Source organism: Kitasatospora sp. NPDC001159 (assembly GCF_053598235.1).
In genome coordinates, this window is sequence record NZ_JBSFJV010000010.1 from 98058 (window position 1) to 111964 (window position 13907).

General features: G+C 72.8%; 13 protein-coding genes. 7 read left to right on the forward strand and 6 right to left on the reverse strand.

Annotated features, from left to right (window positions below; translation table 11 throughout):
- Window positions 1–25: 25 nt before the first annotated feature.
- Window positions 26–1456, reverse strand: a complete 1431-nt coding sequence (purB, locus tag ACWC9T_RS08175) for an adenylosuccinate lyase (RefSeq protein ID WP_449820231.1) — start codon at window positions 1454–1456, stop codon at window positions 26–28.
- 118 nt (window positions 1457–1574) lie between these two features.
- Here purB and ACWC9T_RS08180 point away from each other — a divergent pair, with 118 nt between their 5' ends.
- Window positions 1575–3725, forward strand: a complete 2151-nt coding sequence (locus tag ACWC9T_RS08180) for a HelD family protein (protein ID WP_449820232.1) — start codon at window positions 1575–1577, stop codon at window positions 3723–3725.
- Between the two features lie 22 nt (window positions 3726–3747).
- Here ACWC9T_RS08180 and ACWC9T_RS08185 read toward each other — a convergent pair whose 3' ends face one another.
- The 3 genes from ACWC9T_RS08185 to ACWC9T_RS08195 form a co-directional block, all read right to left on the reverse strand.
- Window positions 3748–4206: a MarR family winged helix-turn-helix transcriptional regulator gene (locus tag ACWC9T_RS08185; RefSeq protein WP_449820233.1), complete on the reverse strand. Its 459-nt coding sequence runs from the start codon at window positions 4204–4206 to the stop codon at window positions 3748–3750.
- A gap of 94 nt (window positions 4207–4300) precedes the next feature.
- Complete coding sequence (locus ACWC9T_RS08190; RefSeq protein WP_449820234.1) at window positions 4301–4717, reverse strand: DUF3037 domain-containing protein; 417 nt, start codon at window positions 4715–4717, stop codon at window positions 4301–4303.
- On the reverse strand, window positions 4714–5469 hold the full coding sequence (locus ACWC9T_RS08195; RefSeq protein ID WP_449820259.1) for a HipA family kinase: 756 nt from the start codon (window positions 5467–5469) through the stop codon (window positions 4714–4716). The genes ACWC9T_RS08190 and ACWC9T_RS08195 overlap by 4 nt, the downstream gene beginning before the upstream one ends.
- A gap of 161 nt (window positions 5470–5630) precedes the next feature.
- On the opposite strand from ACWC9T_RS08195, the gene ACWC9T_RS08200 reads away from it, so the two are divergent.
- On the forward strand, window positions 5631–6989 hold the full coding sequence (locus ACWC9T_RS08200) for an NAD(P)/FAD-dependent oxidoreductase (protein WP_449820235.1): 1359 nt from the start codon (window positions 5631–5633) through the stop codon (window positions 6987–6989).
- A 64-nt stretch (window positions 6990–7053) separates the two neighbouring features.
- Here the strand turns inward: ACWC9T_RS08200 and ACWC9T_RS08205 are convergent, their stop codons facing one another.
- Together ACWC9T_RS08205 and ACWC9T_RS08210 are read right to left on the reverse strand one after the other, a co-directional pair.
- The gene (locus ACWC9T_RS08205; RefSeq protein ID WP_449820236.1) at window positions 7054–8238 is read right to left on the reverse strand and encodes a GDSL-type esterase/lipase family protein; all 1185 of its coding nucleotides are present in this window, start codon (window positions 8236–8238) and stop codon (window positions 7054–7056) included.
- A gap of 240 nt (window positions 8239–8478) precedes the next feature.
- Complete coding sequence (locus ACWC9T_RS08210) at window positions 8479–9816, reverse strand: aminotransferase class I/II-fold pyridoxal phosphate-dependent enzyme (RefSeq protein WP_449820237.1); 1338 nt, start codon at window positions 9814–9816, stop codon at window positions 8479–8481.
- A gap of 34 nt (window positions 9817–9850) precedes the next feature.
- On the opposite strand from ACWC9T_RS08210, the gene ACWC9T_RS08215 reads away from it, so the two are divergent.
- The 5 genes from ACWC9T_RS08215 to ACWC9T_RS08235 all read left to right on the forward strand — a co-directional run bounded on the left by ACWC9T_RS08215 (window position 9851) and on the right by ACWC9T_RS08235 (window position 13858).
- The gene (locus ACWC9T_RS08215; RefSeq protein ID WP_449820238.1) at window positions 9851–10540 is read left to right on the forward strand and encodes a pyridoxamine 5'-phosphate oxidase family protein; all 690 of its coding nucleotides are present in this window, start codon (window positions 9851–9853) and stop codon (window positions 10538–10540) included.
- A gap of 14 nt (window positions 10541–10554) precedes the next feature.
- A complete protein-coding gene (locus tag ACWC9T_RS08220; RefSeq protein WP_449820239.1) occupies window positions 10555–11214 on the forward strand; it encodes an FMN-binding negative transcriptional regulator in 660 nt (219 codons plus the stop codon).
- A gap of 114 nt (window positions 11215–11328) precedes the next feature.
- Window positions 11329–12741: a sugar porter family MFS transporter gene (locus ACWC9T_RS08225; RefSeq protein ID WP_449820240.1), complete on the forward strand. Its 1413-nt coding sequence runs from the start codon at window positions 11329–11331 to the stop codon at window positions 12739–12741.
- A gap of 57 nt (window positions 12742–12798) precedes the next feature.
- On the forward strand, window positions 12799–13500 hold the full coding sequence (locus tag ACWC9T_RS08230) for a dienelactone hydrolase family protein (protein WP_449820241.1): 702 nt from the start codon (window positions 12799–12801) through the stop codon (window positions 13498–13500).
- 61 nt (window positions 13501–13561) lie between these two features.
- Complete coding sequence (locus ACWC9T_RS08235; RefSeq protein WP_449820242.1) at window positions 13562–13858, forward strand: hypothetical protein; 297 nt, start codon at window positions 13562–13564, stop codon at window positions 13856–13858.
- Window positions 13859–13907: the final 49 nt, after the last annotated feature.

Consider the following 13907-nt stretch of genomic DNA (forward strand, 5'->3'; position numbering starts at 1 on the left):
CCGGTCGTCAGAGCCCACTGCGCTCTTAGAGAATGTCGGCCGGCGCGTACTTGGCCGCCTCCGGGTAGGCCACCGCGACGGCCTCCACCTGGCGGACCACCTCGGCGACCTGCGCCCCGGCCGCACCGGTGAACGACAGCCTGTCGGCCAGCAGCGCGTCCAGCGCGGCCCGGTCCAGCGGGATCCGCTCGTCGGCGGCAAGCCGGTCCAGCAACTCGTTCTCGCGGGCGCCCGCACGCATCGCCAGCGCGGAGGCGACGGCGTGCTCCTTGATGACCTCGTGCCCGGTCTCCCGGCCGACGCCCGCGCGCACCGCGCCCATCAGCACCTTGGTGGTGGCCAGGAACGGCAGGTAGCGGTCCAGCTCGGCCTCGATCACGGCCGGGAAGGCGCCGAACTCGTCCAGGACGGTCAGGAAGGTCTCCAGCAGGCCGTCGAAGGCGAAGAAGGCGTCCGGCAGCGCGACCCGGCGCACCACCGAGCAGGAGACGTCGCCCTCGTTCCACTGGTCGCCGGCCAGCTCACCGGTCATCGAGGCGTAGCCGCGCAGGATCACGGCCAGACCGTTGACGCGCTCGCAGGAGCGGGTGTTCATCTTGTGCGGCATCGCGGAGGAGCCGACCTGGCCCTCCTTGAAGCCCTCCGTCACCAGCTCGTGGCCGGCCATCAGGCGGATGGTCTTGGCCAGGCTGGACGGCGCGGCGGCCAGCTGGACGAGGGCAGTGAGCACCTCGAAGTCCAGCGAGCGCGGGTAGACCTGGCCGACACTGGTCAGCACGTTGTCGAAGCCGAGGTGCCCGGCGACCCGGCGCTCCAGCTCGGCCAGCTTCTCGGTGTCGCCACCGAGCAGGTCCAGCATGTCCTGGGCGGTGCCGACCGGGCCCTTGATCCCGCGCAGCGGGTAGCGGGCGATCAGCTCCTCCAGGCGGCGGAAGGCGACCAGCAGCTCGTCGGCGATCGACGCGAAGCGCTTGCCCAGAGTGGTGGCCTGCGCGGCCACGTTGTGCGAGCGGCCTGCCATGACCAGCTCGGAGTGCTGGGCGGCGAGCCGGGCCAGACGCACCAGGACGGCCACCGTGCGGTCGCGCACGTGCTCCAGGGACTGACGGATCTGCAGCTGCTCGACGTTCTCGGTCAGATCCCGGGAGGTCATGCCCTTGTGGATCTGCTCGTGGCCGGCGAGCTCGCTGAACTCCTCGATCCGGGCCTTCACGTCGTGGCGGGTGATCCGCTCACGGGCGGCGATCGAGCCGAGGTCGACCTGGTCGATCACCCGCTCGTAGTCGGCGACGGCGTTGGCCGGCACCTCGACACCGAGGTCCTGCTGGGCCTTCAGGACGGCGAGCCACAGGTGGCGCTCAAGGACCACCTTGTGCTCGGGGGACCACAGCTGGGCCAGGGTCGCCGAGGCGTACCGGGAGGCCAGGACATTGGGGATCTGGGGCTTCGCGCTCACGCTTCGCAAGCCTAACAGCCGAGGTCACGCCGGACGTCGGCGGATGGGGTAGGCTGGGCCGATTGAACGCCCGTCAGGAAGCACTGCACAAACTTCTCGCCGCAAGGATACCACAGCAATGAACGGAACTCCAGCGACTGCATGGAACTCCAGCGGTGCCCTCGCCGAGGCACTGCGCACCGAACAGGCCCACCTCGACCGGCTCTACGCCCGCCTGGACACCGTCCGAGAGCGGGCCCGCCGCACCCGGGACAGCGCCCACGACGGCGCGGGCGCCGGCGGCACCCACCAGGCCCGGCTGGAACGCGAGGTGCGCGCCCGCGAGGCCGCCCGGCACGCCGCCCGGCTCGACGCCGTGGAGCGCGGCCTCTGCTTCGGCCGGCTCGACCAGCGCGACGGCACCGTCCGCTACATCGGCCGCGTCGGCCTGACCGACGAGCGTTACGAGCCGTTGCTGCTCGACTGGCGCACCCCCGCCGCCCGCCCGTTCTACACCGCCACCCCCGCCAGCCCGGGTGCCGTGCTGCGCCGCCGCCATCTGCACACCGCGGGCCGCACCCTCACCGGGCTGGACGACGAGGCGCTCGACCTCGCCGCACTGGACGAGTCCGGCCGGCGCACCCTGGTCGGCGAGGCCGCCCTGCTCGCCGCCCTCGCCCGCGAGCGCACCGGCCGGATGGGCACCGCCGTCGCCACCATCCAGGCCGAGCAGGACCGGGTGATCCGCTCCCCGCTGCCCGGCGCCCTGGTCGTCCAGGGCGGCCCCGGCACCGGCAAGACGCTCGCCGCCCTGCACCGCGCCGCCTACCTGCTGTTCACCCACCGGGCCGCACTGGAGCGCCGGGGTGTGCTGGTCATCGGCCCCAACCCGGGCTTCCTCCGGTACATCGAGGAGGTACTGCCCGCTCTGGGCGAGACCGAGGTGGTGCTGCGCACGGTCGGCGAGCTGTTCCCCGACGCCACCACGGCCCTCGGCGACGCCCCCGCCGCCGCCTTCGCCAAGGGCGGTCCCTGGATGACCGAGGTGCTCCGACGTGCCGTCGCCGCCCACCAGTCGGCCCCCGCCGAGGGCCTCGACCTGGGCGAGGGGCTGCGGGTCTCCGCCCGCGCCTGCGCCGAGGCCCGGGACGCCGCGCGCGGCCTGCGGGTACCGCACAACCGGGCCCGGGCGCTCTACCTGCGCACCCTGCTGGACGCCCTCGCCATCGGCCAGTCGCTCGCCCTCGGCCGCCCGTACGACGAGGAGGAGGCGCACTACGCCCCGCGCGAGCTGTGGGCCCGCGAGGACGTCCGCGCCGTGCTCGACCCGCTCTGGCCAACCCTCACCCCGCAGCAGCTGGTCCAACGACTGCTCACCGACCGGGAGTTGCTCGCCGAGGTCGCCCCCGAGCACGCCGCCGCCCTGCTCCGCCCGGCCGACTCCCCCTGGACGGTCGAGGATGTCCCGCTGTTGGACGAGGCGGCCGAACTGCTCGGCGAACCCCACCCGGCCACCGAGTCCGATTCCGACCACGACCCGGATGAACTCGACTTCGCCCGGGGCGTGTTGACCATCACCGGACAGACCGACGACGCCCTGCTCGACGCCGCCGCACTGGCCGAACGCTTCCAGGACGACGGCCCGTACCGCTCCACCGCCGAACGCGCCGGCGCCGACCGCACCTGGGCCTACGGCCACGTCGTGGTGGACGAGGCACAGGAGCTCTCCGCGATGGCCTGGCGCACCGTGCTGCGCCGCATCCCGACCAACTCGCTCACCGTCGTCGGCGACCTCGCCCAGACCGGGTCCCCCGCCGGCGCCCGCAGTTGGGCCGAGATGCTCGACCCGCACCTGCCCGGCCGCTGGCGCGAGGAGCGGCTCACCGTCAACTACCGCACGCCGGAGCCGGTCATGGCCCTCGCCACCGCCGTGCTGCGCACCGCCGCACCCGACCAGCAGCCGCCCGAGTGCGTCCACCCGGGCACCGAACGGCCGCGCGCCGTCCTCGTCCCGGACCGCGACTTCGCCACCGCGCTGGCCGAACTGCCGACGCCGGGCGGCACCTTGGGCGTCATCGCGCCGGATGCGCTGGCACCGGCGCTGGGCGCGCTGACCGTCACGGCGGCCAAGGGCCTGGAGTTCGACCACGTCGTGGTGGTCGAACCCGCGGACCTCAGCCCGCGGGACCGCTACGTCGCGCTCACCCGCGCCACCCGCACGCTCACCCTGCTGTACCACCGACCGCTGCCGCCGGAACTGGCCGAGGCGCTGCCACCTGAGACGCCCTGAGCGTCGCCGGGCGGGCGGCCCGCTACTGCTGCACGCCGCCCGTCCGGCCGGCCAGCACCGGCAGTACCTGCGCACAGATCGAGTGGAGGTTGACCCGCTGCTCGTCGGTCATCGCCTCGAAGGCCTGATGGGTGCGGCCCATCTCGCCCCGGATGCGGTTCAGGATCTCCCGGCCCTCGTCCGTGATCACCACGATCTTCACCCGGCGGTCACCAGCCGCCGCCTCGCGGTTGGCCAGACCCAGCGACTCCAGCCGGTCCACTATCCCGGTCACGTTCGACGCGTCACAGCCCAGTCGCCCGGCCAGCGCCCGCATCGGCACCGGCTCCTGGACCGCGCCCAGCGCCTTCGCCTGCGAGGAGGAGAGTCCGTGCCGGGCAGCGGCCGCCGCGAAGTCCTGGAAATACGCGGCACCGACGGCGGCCAACGCCTCCATCAGCTCGGCGTTGGTCGGTACGGTCGTCGTCGAGGTCGAACCCATGGGGCCAGCGTACGACCGAGTGCTTCAGTAACTCAAGCTTTGACCACGGCAACCGTCGGCGAGCCGCCTCACAGGACCGCCATCCACAGCAGGATCAGAGCACCAGCTGGTCGAACAGCCGCCGCAGCTCCGCCTCCGGGTCCGCGGTCAGCCCGGTGTGCACCGGCCCCGGCTGGACGATCGCACTGCGCGGCGCGGTCAGCCAGCGGAACCGCTGCCCGGGACTGTCCGAGGCTGCCGGACCGGCCTGCGGCCCGCCCAGGCAGACCGCCTCGATCCCCTGCAGCGCCCGCCGTACCCCCTGCACGTCCGCCACCGGGTCCAGCGCCAGCAGCCGGGCCTGGTCCAGGTGCGTCCGCGCCGCCAGGTGCGCGTTCTGCCGGCAGTACAGCAGCACCCCGACGTTGACGCACTCGCCCCGCTCGACCCGCGGCACCGCGCGGATCACGGCGTACTCGTAGTCGTACAGCTCGACGACGGCCGGCAACGCGGCCGACAGCGGCTCGGTCATGCGGGCACCTCCGGCAGCCAGTCACGCGGACCGGCCAGTCGCTCGGTCAGCTGGGCACGGTAGGCGGCGCGGACCTCCTCGGGCGAGTCGAAGCCGAACTCGTCCAGCAGCCAGACCTCGGGGATCTGCGCCACGGCCGCCTCGATCGCCGCCTCCGCGAGCGGCGCCAGTTCCTTGTCCGCCGCCGCCAGGTCCGGCCGGGCGCGCAGCAGCGCGTGGTCGGAGGCGTCGTACGGGCGGCGCACCCAGGCGGCGGCGCCCGCCCAGTTGTGGTGGAAGATCAGGCTCGCGCCGTGGTCGATCAGCCGCAACCCACCGGTCGCCACCAGCAGGTTGGGGTTGCGCCAGGAGCGGTCGACGTTGCCGATCAGCGCGTCGAACCAGAGCACCTGACCGGCGAGTTCGGGGTCCACGTCGAAGCAGAGCGGATCGAAGTTGAGCGCGCCGCTAACGAAGGCCATCCCGAGGTTGGTACCGCCGCTGGCCCGCATCTGGTCCTGGATCTGGTGGTCCGGCTCACTGCGCGCGAGCACCGGGTCCAGGTCGACGGTCACCAGCTCCGGCACCGGCAGCCCGAGCCGCCGGCCCAACTCCCCGGCCAGCACCTCCGCCACCAAGGCCTTGCGGCCCTGTGCCGCGCCGACCCATTTCAGCGCGTACAACCGCCGGTCGTCGGCCTCGACCAGGCCCGGCATCGAGCCGCCTTCTCGCAGTGGCGTCACATAGCGGACCGCCGTCACCTCGGGGAGCACGCTCGACAGCTTATCGGTGCCCACGCCCCTGCTCACGACCCGAACCACTCCCCGCTCACTCAGCCGCCCGCCCCCGGTGGCAGCCCCCGCTGCTCCGTGCGAGTGTGGCGGACAGTAATGGGGGCCTTCACGGTACGACCAGCACGACAAAGGGATGAGCGATGGAACGACCTCGGATCCTGATCGTGGGCGGTGGCTTCGCCGGCCTGGAGTGCGCCCGCCGCCTCGAACGCAAGCTCTCGCCCTCGGAGGCCGAGATCACGCTGGTCACGCCGTTCAGCTACCAGTTGTACCTCCCCCTCCTCCCCCACGTCGCCGCCGGCGTCCTCACCCCGCAGTCCGTGGCCGTCTCCCTGCGCCGGTCCCTGCGCCGCACCCACATCGTCCCCGGCGGTGCCATCGGGGTGGACCCGGCCTCCAAGGTCTGCGTCGTCCGCAAGATCACCGACGAGGTGGTCGCGCGGAAGTACGACATCCTGGTGCTCGCCCCCGGTAGCATCACCCGCACCTTCGACATCCCGGGCCTCACTGACTACGCCCGCGGCATGAAGACGCTCGCCGAGGCGACCTACGTCCGTGACCACGTGATCGCCCAACTCGACCTCGCCTCCGCCACCTTGGACCAGCGGGAGCGTGAGTCCCGGCTGCAGTTCGTGGTGGTCGGCGGCGGCTACGCGGGCACCGAGACGGCCGCCTGCCTGCAGCGCCTCACCACCGCCGCCGCCCGCCGCTACCCGCGGTTGGACGCCCAGCAGATCAAGTGGCATCTGGTCGACATCGCCCCCAAGCTGATGCCCGAGCTCGGCGACGTGCTCGGCACCGCCGCCCTGGAGGTGTTGCGCAACCGTGGCATCGAGGTGTCGCTGGGCGTCTCGGTGGCCGAAGTCGGCGCCGAGTCGGTCAAGTTCACCGACGGCCGGGTGATCCCCTGCCGCACCCTGATCTGGACCGCCGGCGTGGCGGCGAGTCCACTGATCGGCACCCTGGACGCGGAGACGGTCCGCGGCCGGCTCGCCGTGACGGCGGAGATGCGGGTGCCGCAGTTCGAGGGCGTGTTCGCGCTCGGTGACGCGGCCGCCGTCCCGGACCTCGCCAAGGGCGACGGCGCGGTCTGCCCGCCCACCGCCCAGCACTCCGCCCGGCAGGGTCGCGCGGTGGCCGACAACGTGATCGCCTCGCTCCACAACCAGCCGCTGGAGCCGTACTACCACAAGGATCTGGGCCTGGTGGTCGACCTCGGCGGCAAGGACGCGGTCTCCAAGCCGGTCGGCGTCGAACTGCACGGCATCCCGGCCCAGTTGGTGGCCCGTGGCTACCACCTGATGGCGATGCGCACCAACGCCGCCAAGTTCCGGGTGGGTGCGAACTGGCTGCTCAACGCGACCGCCGGGGACGACTTCGTCCGCACCGGATTCCTGGCCCGCCAGCCCGCCCGGCTGCAGGACTTCGAGTACACCGATGCCTATCTGACGAAGGACCAGGTCAGGGCTCACGCCCAGTCCCTGCTCGCCAAGGGCTGACCACAGCAGCACACCTCGATGCCCCGCTGCGAAGAACACCGCAGCGGGGCACCGAAGCGCGCGGTCAGCGCGCGGCCAGGTACATCCCGCTCGCGTCCCGCCCGGCCGTGTTGCGGCAGGCGTAGTCACCGTTGGTCTGGCCCCACAGCAGGGTCAGGCAGCGCCCGAGCGCCAACTGCCCGTAGTAGTTGGGGTGCATCGACTCCTGCAGCGCGCCCTGGGTGGTGTTGAGCCCACCGTCCAGGAACCGCGCCCACTCGCTGCTGGTCGCGGACGGGCCACTGGTCGCGGTCGGCTGCCCGGTGGCCGTCGAGCAGACCTCGCGGCCCTGCAGCATGTCGGACAGGTCCAGGAACTGCGCGCCCTTGGACGCCGCGACTCCGGCCAGAGCCTTGGAGATCTCGGGCACCATCGTGTCGCGGGCCCAGTCGGCGTCCGCGTTCCAGAACGGGCAACCGCCGGTGTTCGACCGGGTCCAGCCGCTCTCCGGGTACCGCATCTCGGCACCGCGCGGGATCGGCGACGGGTAGGACTGCAGCACCAGCCGGTAGTCCGACTGCGCGTAGCCCGCGTCGGACATCACCGCGCGGATCTCGTCGATCGCCTTGCCGACCCCGGCCATCGCGGTCGGCATCTGCGCGTCGATCTGGGACTGCGCCGAGTCGTGGCAGTACGAGTACCAGAACAGGTAGTCCTGTACACAGTTGGAGATGATCCCGGAGAAGCCGAGGTCGTTGCCGCCGATCGACAGCGTGATCAGCTTGACGTCGTTCTGCTGTGCCACGGTGGCGAGTTGGTCGGCCTGCGGAGCCTCGCCCTTGAGTGACTGACCGCCGTTGGAAGCGCGGAAGATGTTCGCGGTGACGGCGCCGGAGCAGGCCAGGTTGATCTGGTTCTGCGCCACGGTGGGGGCGCCGAGCACCTCCGCGACGTCGGAGCGGTCGCAGCCACTCACCGCCGTGGTGCCGTAGACGACCGACGGATCGGCCGAACTGCCGTTCCAGGCCCGGTCGGTGCCGTTGTGGCTGCCGCTGGTGCCGGCGGCGTTGCCCATCCAGCGCCCGGCCTCGCCGGAGATGTAGCTGTCTCCGAGGGTGACGCTCGCGGTGGGGCCGGCCGGGGCGGCGGCCGAGGCGGGCGCGGCGACGGCCAGTCCGGCCACGGTCAGCGGCAGGGCGAAGGCTGCGGCAAGCAATCGACGGCCGAGTCGAGGGGCGCTGCGGGTGATGCTCGCACGGTTTTCGGGCACGGCGGAACTCCTGCGGCTCGGTCTCCCCGCGGCGTGGGGACGGGAAGACGCGTAGGTGAGGGTGGGCCGCCGGCCGGTGGCGCGATGAAGATGACATGGCCTCGCCCCCCACCGCTAGGCGTCTGCGCCAGGTTTCCGCATTTGTTACCGACGGGTTCAGACCAGCCCGCACCCGCGGTTCACCGCGCCACCGGACTCCGCCCGCAATTCACCCTCCCCCGTCAGCCCCGGCCGCCCCGCTCACACCAGCCGCGAACCGGCCGCGCCCGACCCCAGCACCTCCGCCAGATCCTCGGCCAACCGCCGCGCGTCGGCCGCCTCCAACCGGGCCGTCGTGAACCGCAGCCCGGGCGGCGACTGGATCCGGTACCGCGCCCCGGGTGCCGCGACCCAGCCGCGCTGCACCAGCGCCGCCAGCGCCGAGGTCTCGTCCGGCACCGGCACCCAGACGTTCAGCCCGCTCTCCCCGTGCGCCGCGATCCCCCGCGCGACCAGTTCGCCCAGCAGCGCGTCCCGCCGCGCCCGGTACGTGGCGGCCACCCGCGCGACCGGCGCCGCATCTGTGCGCCACAGCTCGGCGACGGCGCGCTGCAGCAGGTGGCTGACCCACCCGGCGCCCAGCCGCAGCCGTCCGGCCACCCGTCCGATCGTCTCCTCGTCGCCGACTGCCACCGACACCCGCAGGTCCGGCCCGTACGCCTTGGCCGCCGAGCGCACCACCACCCAGTGCCGCGAGCCGGCACCGACCAGTGGGTGGTAGGGCTGGTCGACCATGCCGTGCCCGTGGTCGTCCTCGATCAGCAGCACCCCGGGGTGCCCGGCCAGGACGGGCCGCAGCTCCTCGGCCCGCCGCGCGGTGAGCGCCGCGCCGGTCGGGTTCTGCGCCCGGCTGGTCACCACCACCGCGCGGGCCCCCTCGGCGAGCGCCGCGGCCAGCGAGTCCGGCAGCGGCCCCTCGTCGTCCAGCCGCACCGGCGCGGGCCGCAGCCCCATCGCGGGCAGCAGGTCGAGCAGGCTGCCCCAGCCCGGGTCCTCGACCGCCACCGCGTCGCCGGGGCGCAGGTGGGCGCCGAGGGTGCGCTCGATGGTGTCCAGCGAGCCGGAGGCGACCACGATCGGGCCGCCGGGCAGCCCGTCGGCCTCGAAGGAGGTGCGGGCGAGCGCGAGCAGTCCGGCGTCGATGTTCGGGTGCCCGTAGAGCACGGGCTCGGCCTTGGCTGCCTCGGCGGCGGCCGCGAGGGCCTGGGCGAGGTCGGGCAGCAGGGCCGGGTCGGGGTTGCCGGCGGACAGGTCGCGGGCGTGCGGCGGCACCGGGATGCGGATCTGGTCGCGGGGGGTGAGCGCGGGCCGGGGCAGGATCCGGCTGCCCTTGCGGCCGCCCGTCTCGATCACGCCCCGGTCGCGCAGCAGTCGGTAGGCGGCGGCCACGGTGTTGGGGTTGACGCCGAGTTCAGCGGCGAGGTCGCGCAGCGGGGGCAGCGCGGTTCCGGGCGCGAGCCGCCCGCTGCTCACGCCCTGTTCGATGTGGGCCGCGATTTCGCTGGCGCGTCGCCCTTTCAGCGGATAGTCTCCTAGCACAAAGAAGATTATGCACTAGTACATAGAGGTTGTCATGCCGGACACGCCGACACCCAGCGCCACGACGCCGACCAGCGACGCCGTCTACTCCCGCACCCCCCGCACCACCCCCACCCGGTACAGGGACCGGGCCACCTGGGAGCAGGAGGCGATCCACGCCATCCTCGACAGTGCCTACATCTGCCACCTCGGATTCGTCGCCGACGGCGCGCCGGTCGTACTGCCGACGATCTTCGCCCGGGTCGGCAGCCGGCTCTACGTCCACGGCTCCACCGGCAGCCGCCCGCTGCGCGGTGCCTCCGGCGAGCACGGCATGCCGGTCTGCGTCACCGTGACCCAGGTCGACGCCTTGGTGCTGACCAAGTCCGCGTTCAACCACTCGGTGAACTTCCGCTCGGTGGTCGCCCACGGCACCGCCTACCAGGTAACCGACCCCGAGGAGCTGGACGTCGCACTGGCCGCCCTGGTCGACCATGCGATCCCTGGCCGCTCCGGCGAGGTCCGCCCGGCCAACGCCAGGGAGCTCGCCGCCACCGCCGTGATCCGGCTGGAGCTGGACGAGGTCTCGGCCAAGACCCGCGAGGACGGCGCCGACGACGACCCCTCGGACGCCGACCTGCCGTACTGGTCCGGCCTGATCCCCGTCACCACCGTGCACGGCAGCCCCGTCCCGCACGACGAGTCCGTTCCGCTGCCCGCGCACCTGCGCGGCTACCCCCGCTGAGGAGAGGCGCACCGATGCTGATCAGGTCCTGGGACCGCGGCGACGAGGACGAGTGGCGCGCCTGGCTGGCCGAGGGCCGCGACTTCGGCCTGCTCGCCGCCAACGGCCGCCCCGACGAGGGCCCGGTGCTGGTCCCCACGCACTTCCTGCTGGACGCCGAGTTCGGCGAGATCCTGCTCCACCTCGCCGCGCCCAACCCTCTGCTCGCCGCCATCCGGGCCGACCCGAACGTCACCCTCGCGGTAACCGACGGCTACGCCTTCGCCCCCGGCCACTGGCGCGGCGCACCCGGCACGCCCACCAGCTACTACGCCTCGGTCCACTTCCACTGCACTGCCGAGATCGTCGAGTCGGCCGCGGGCAAGGCGGAGATCCTCAACCGGCAGCTGGCGCACTTCCAGCCGGAGACCCCGGAGGTCCGGGTGGTCCCCGGCGAGGGCGAGTTCGCCCGGCTGCTGCCCGGTCTGCGCGGGCTCCGTCTGACGGTCCGCGAGGTGCGGGCCAAGTTCAAGTACGACGACAAGAAGCCCGCCGAGGAGCAGCACGCCATCGCCGAGCGCCTCACCGAGCGCGCGAGCGGCCCCGCCCGCCGCCGCGACCAGGACGCCGCCGCCCGCACCCAGCTGCTGCGGCGCCACCAACGGCGCACGGCCACGGCGCGCGCCGCTGACTGACTTCGGATCACCCGATCGGCCATCAACTCGGGCAGATCGGCCGCCGCGCTGCTCGAATGTGAGACGAGTCCTGCCCCGCCGTCAGTCCGGGCCCGTCCACCTCGGGGAGCGCGCGTGTCCACAGTCCACAGTCCGCGGGCTTCCTGCGAGGCCCACCTCGGGCACGTGGTGTTCATCTCCGCGGCGGCCGCCATGGGCGGCTTCCTGTTCGGCTACGACAGCGCGGTGATCAACGGTGCGGTGACGGGCATCCAGAAGCACTTCGGGGTGGGCCACGGCACCACCGCCTTCGTGGTGGCCATCGCGCTGCTCGGCTCGGCCGCCGGCGCGGTGGTCGCCGGCCGGTTGGCCGACCACCTCGGCCGGGTGCGCACGATGCTGCTGGCCGCCGTACTCTTCGCGGCCAGCGGCATCGGCTCGATGTTCCCGCCGAACATCGAGATGCTCGCCATCTGGCGCGTGGTCGGCGGCGTCGCGATCGGCATCGCCTCGGTGATCGCACCGACCTACATTGCCGAGATCGCCCCCACCGCCTACCGCGGCCGGCTCGCCTCCTTCCAGCAGATGGCGATCGTGCTCGGCATCACGGTCTCCCAGCTCGCCAACTGGGCGCTCAACCAGGCCGCCGGCGGCGAGTCCACCGGCCACCTCGGCGGCATCCAGGCCTGGCAGTGGATGCTCGGCGTCGAGGCCGTCCCGGCCCTGGTGTACGGCCTGATGGCGCTGTCCATCCCGGAGTCGCCGCGCTTCCTGATCGCCGACCACCGCGAGGCGCAGGCCCGCGAGGTGCTGGTCGAGGTCGAGGGCGAGGACGTCGACCTGGACGCCCGGGTGGCGGAGATCCGCGCGGTGCTGGAGTCCGCCCACAAGCCCCGGTTGAAGGACCTGCTCGGCGGCCGCTTCGGTCCGCTGCCGATCGTCTGGGTGGGTGTCGGCGCCTCGGTGTTCCAGCAGTTCGTCGGCATCAACGTGATCTTCTACTACTCCTCCTTCCTCTGGCAGTCGGTCGGCATCAACGAGTCCAACTCGCTGCTGATCAGCCTCTCCACCTCGATCATCAACGTGATCGGTACGGTGATCGCGATGGTCCTGGTGGACCGGATCGGCCGCAAGCCGCTCGCCCTGGCCGGCTCCGTCGGCATGGCGGTCGCGCTGGGCACGGCCGCCTGGGCCTTCTCCTACCGGCACGGCACCGGCGACACCGCCACCCTCGACAACACCCACGCCACCGTCGCCCTGATCGCCGCGCACGTCTTCGTGCTGTGCTTCGCCTTCTCCTGGGGCGTGGTGGTCTGGGTGCTGCTCGGCGAGATGTTCCCCAACCGGATCCGGGCACTGGCGCTGTCGGTCGCCGCCTCGGCCCAGTGGATTGCCAACTGGGCGATCACCGTCAGCTTCCCGGACCTCGCCGACTGGAACCTCTCCGCGACGTACGTCATCTACGCCGCCTTCGCGCTGCTCTCCATCCCGTTCGTGGCCTTCTGCATCAAGGAGACCAAGGGCCGCGCCCTGGAGGAGATGGGCTGAGAAGCCGCTCCCTTCCGCACCCACGCCGCACGCGGCCCGACCCACCGAGAGGAAGCCATGCCTGACCAGGGCGGCTCCCGGCAGAACGTCACCTTCCCGAGCAACGGCCGCACCGCGCACGGGTACCTGGCCCGCCCTCCGCAGGGGGTCGGGCCAGGCCTGGTCGTCGTGCAGGAGTGGTGGGGGCTCACCTCGCACGTCGCGGACATGGCCGACCGCTTCGCCGCCGAGGGGTTCACCGTCCTCGCCCCCGACCTGTTCGGCGGCGCCACCACCCACGACCGCGCCGAAGCCGCCCGCCTCAAGCGCGAACTCCCGGTCGAACGGGCCGTCGAGGACCTCTCCGGCGCCGTCGACCACCTGCTCTCCCTGGACGGCACGGTCGGCGACGCGGTCGGCGTGGTCGGCTTCTGCATGGGCGGCGGCTTCGCCCTGCTGCTCGCCGCCCGGTCCGGGGACAAGGTGGCGGCCGTGGTCCCCTTCTACGGTCTGCCGCCCGACCCGAAGTTCGACTACCGCGGTCTGACCGCCCACGTCCTGGGGCACTACGGCGAACTCGACGGCTCGATCCCGATGGCTGCCGTGGACGAAGCCGCGATCCGGATCGGCGAGGCCACCGACGTCCGCCCCGAAATCCACTTCTACCCGGCCGGGCACGCCTTCATGAACGACGAGAACCCGCTCGGCACCTACGACGCCCTGCAGTCCCGGATCGCCTGGCGCCGGACCGTCACCTTCCTCCGGGGCCATCTCGGCTGACCGCCGACCCAGGTGTCAAACCCCGTGGACACCCGTACGAACTCAAGGCCATAGTCGCTGGGTGCCGACCCCAGCCCCACCGACAGCCGCCCGCCGCTTCGCCTGCGCGAGCCGCAACTTCCGCATCCAGACCGCCGCCACCGTGATCAGCGGCCTCGGCAACGCCGGCGCCCCCATCGCCACCGCCTTCGCCGTCCTCGGCAACGGCGGCGCGCTCTGGATCTGCGCCGTGCTGTGCCTGCTGCTCAGCGCCGCCGTCCTGCTCGACCCCCAGGTCCGCCGGCTCGCCCGCCGGAGCCCCCACCGAAGCACCCCGGACGCACCGGTGCCAGCCCCCGAGCCCGCGCCCGCGCCGTGAGCGCCCTGTGCGCCCCACGTGCGCCCGCCGAAGAGCAACCAGTGCTGCC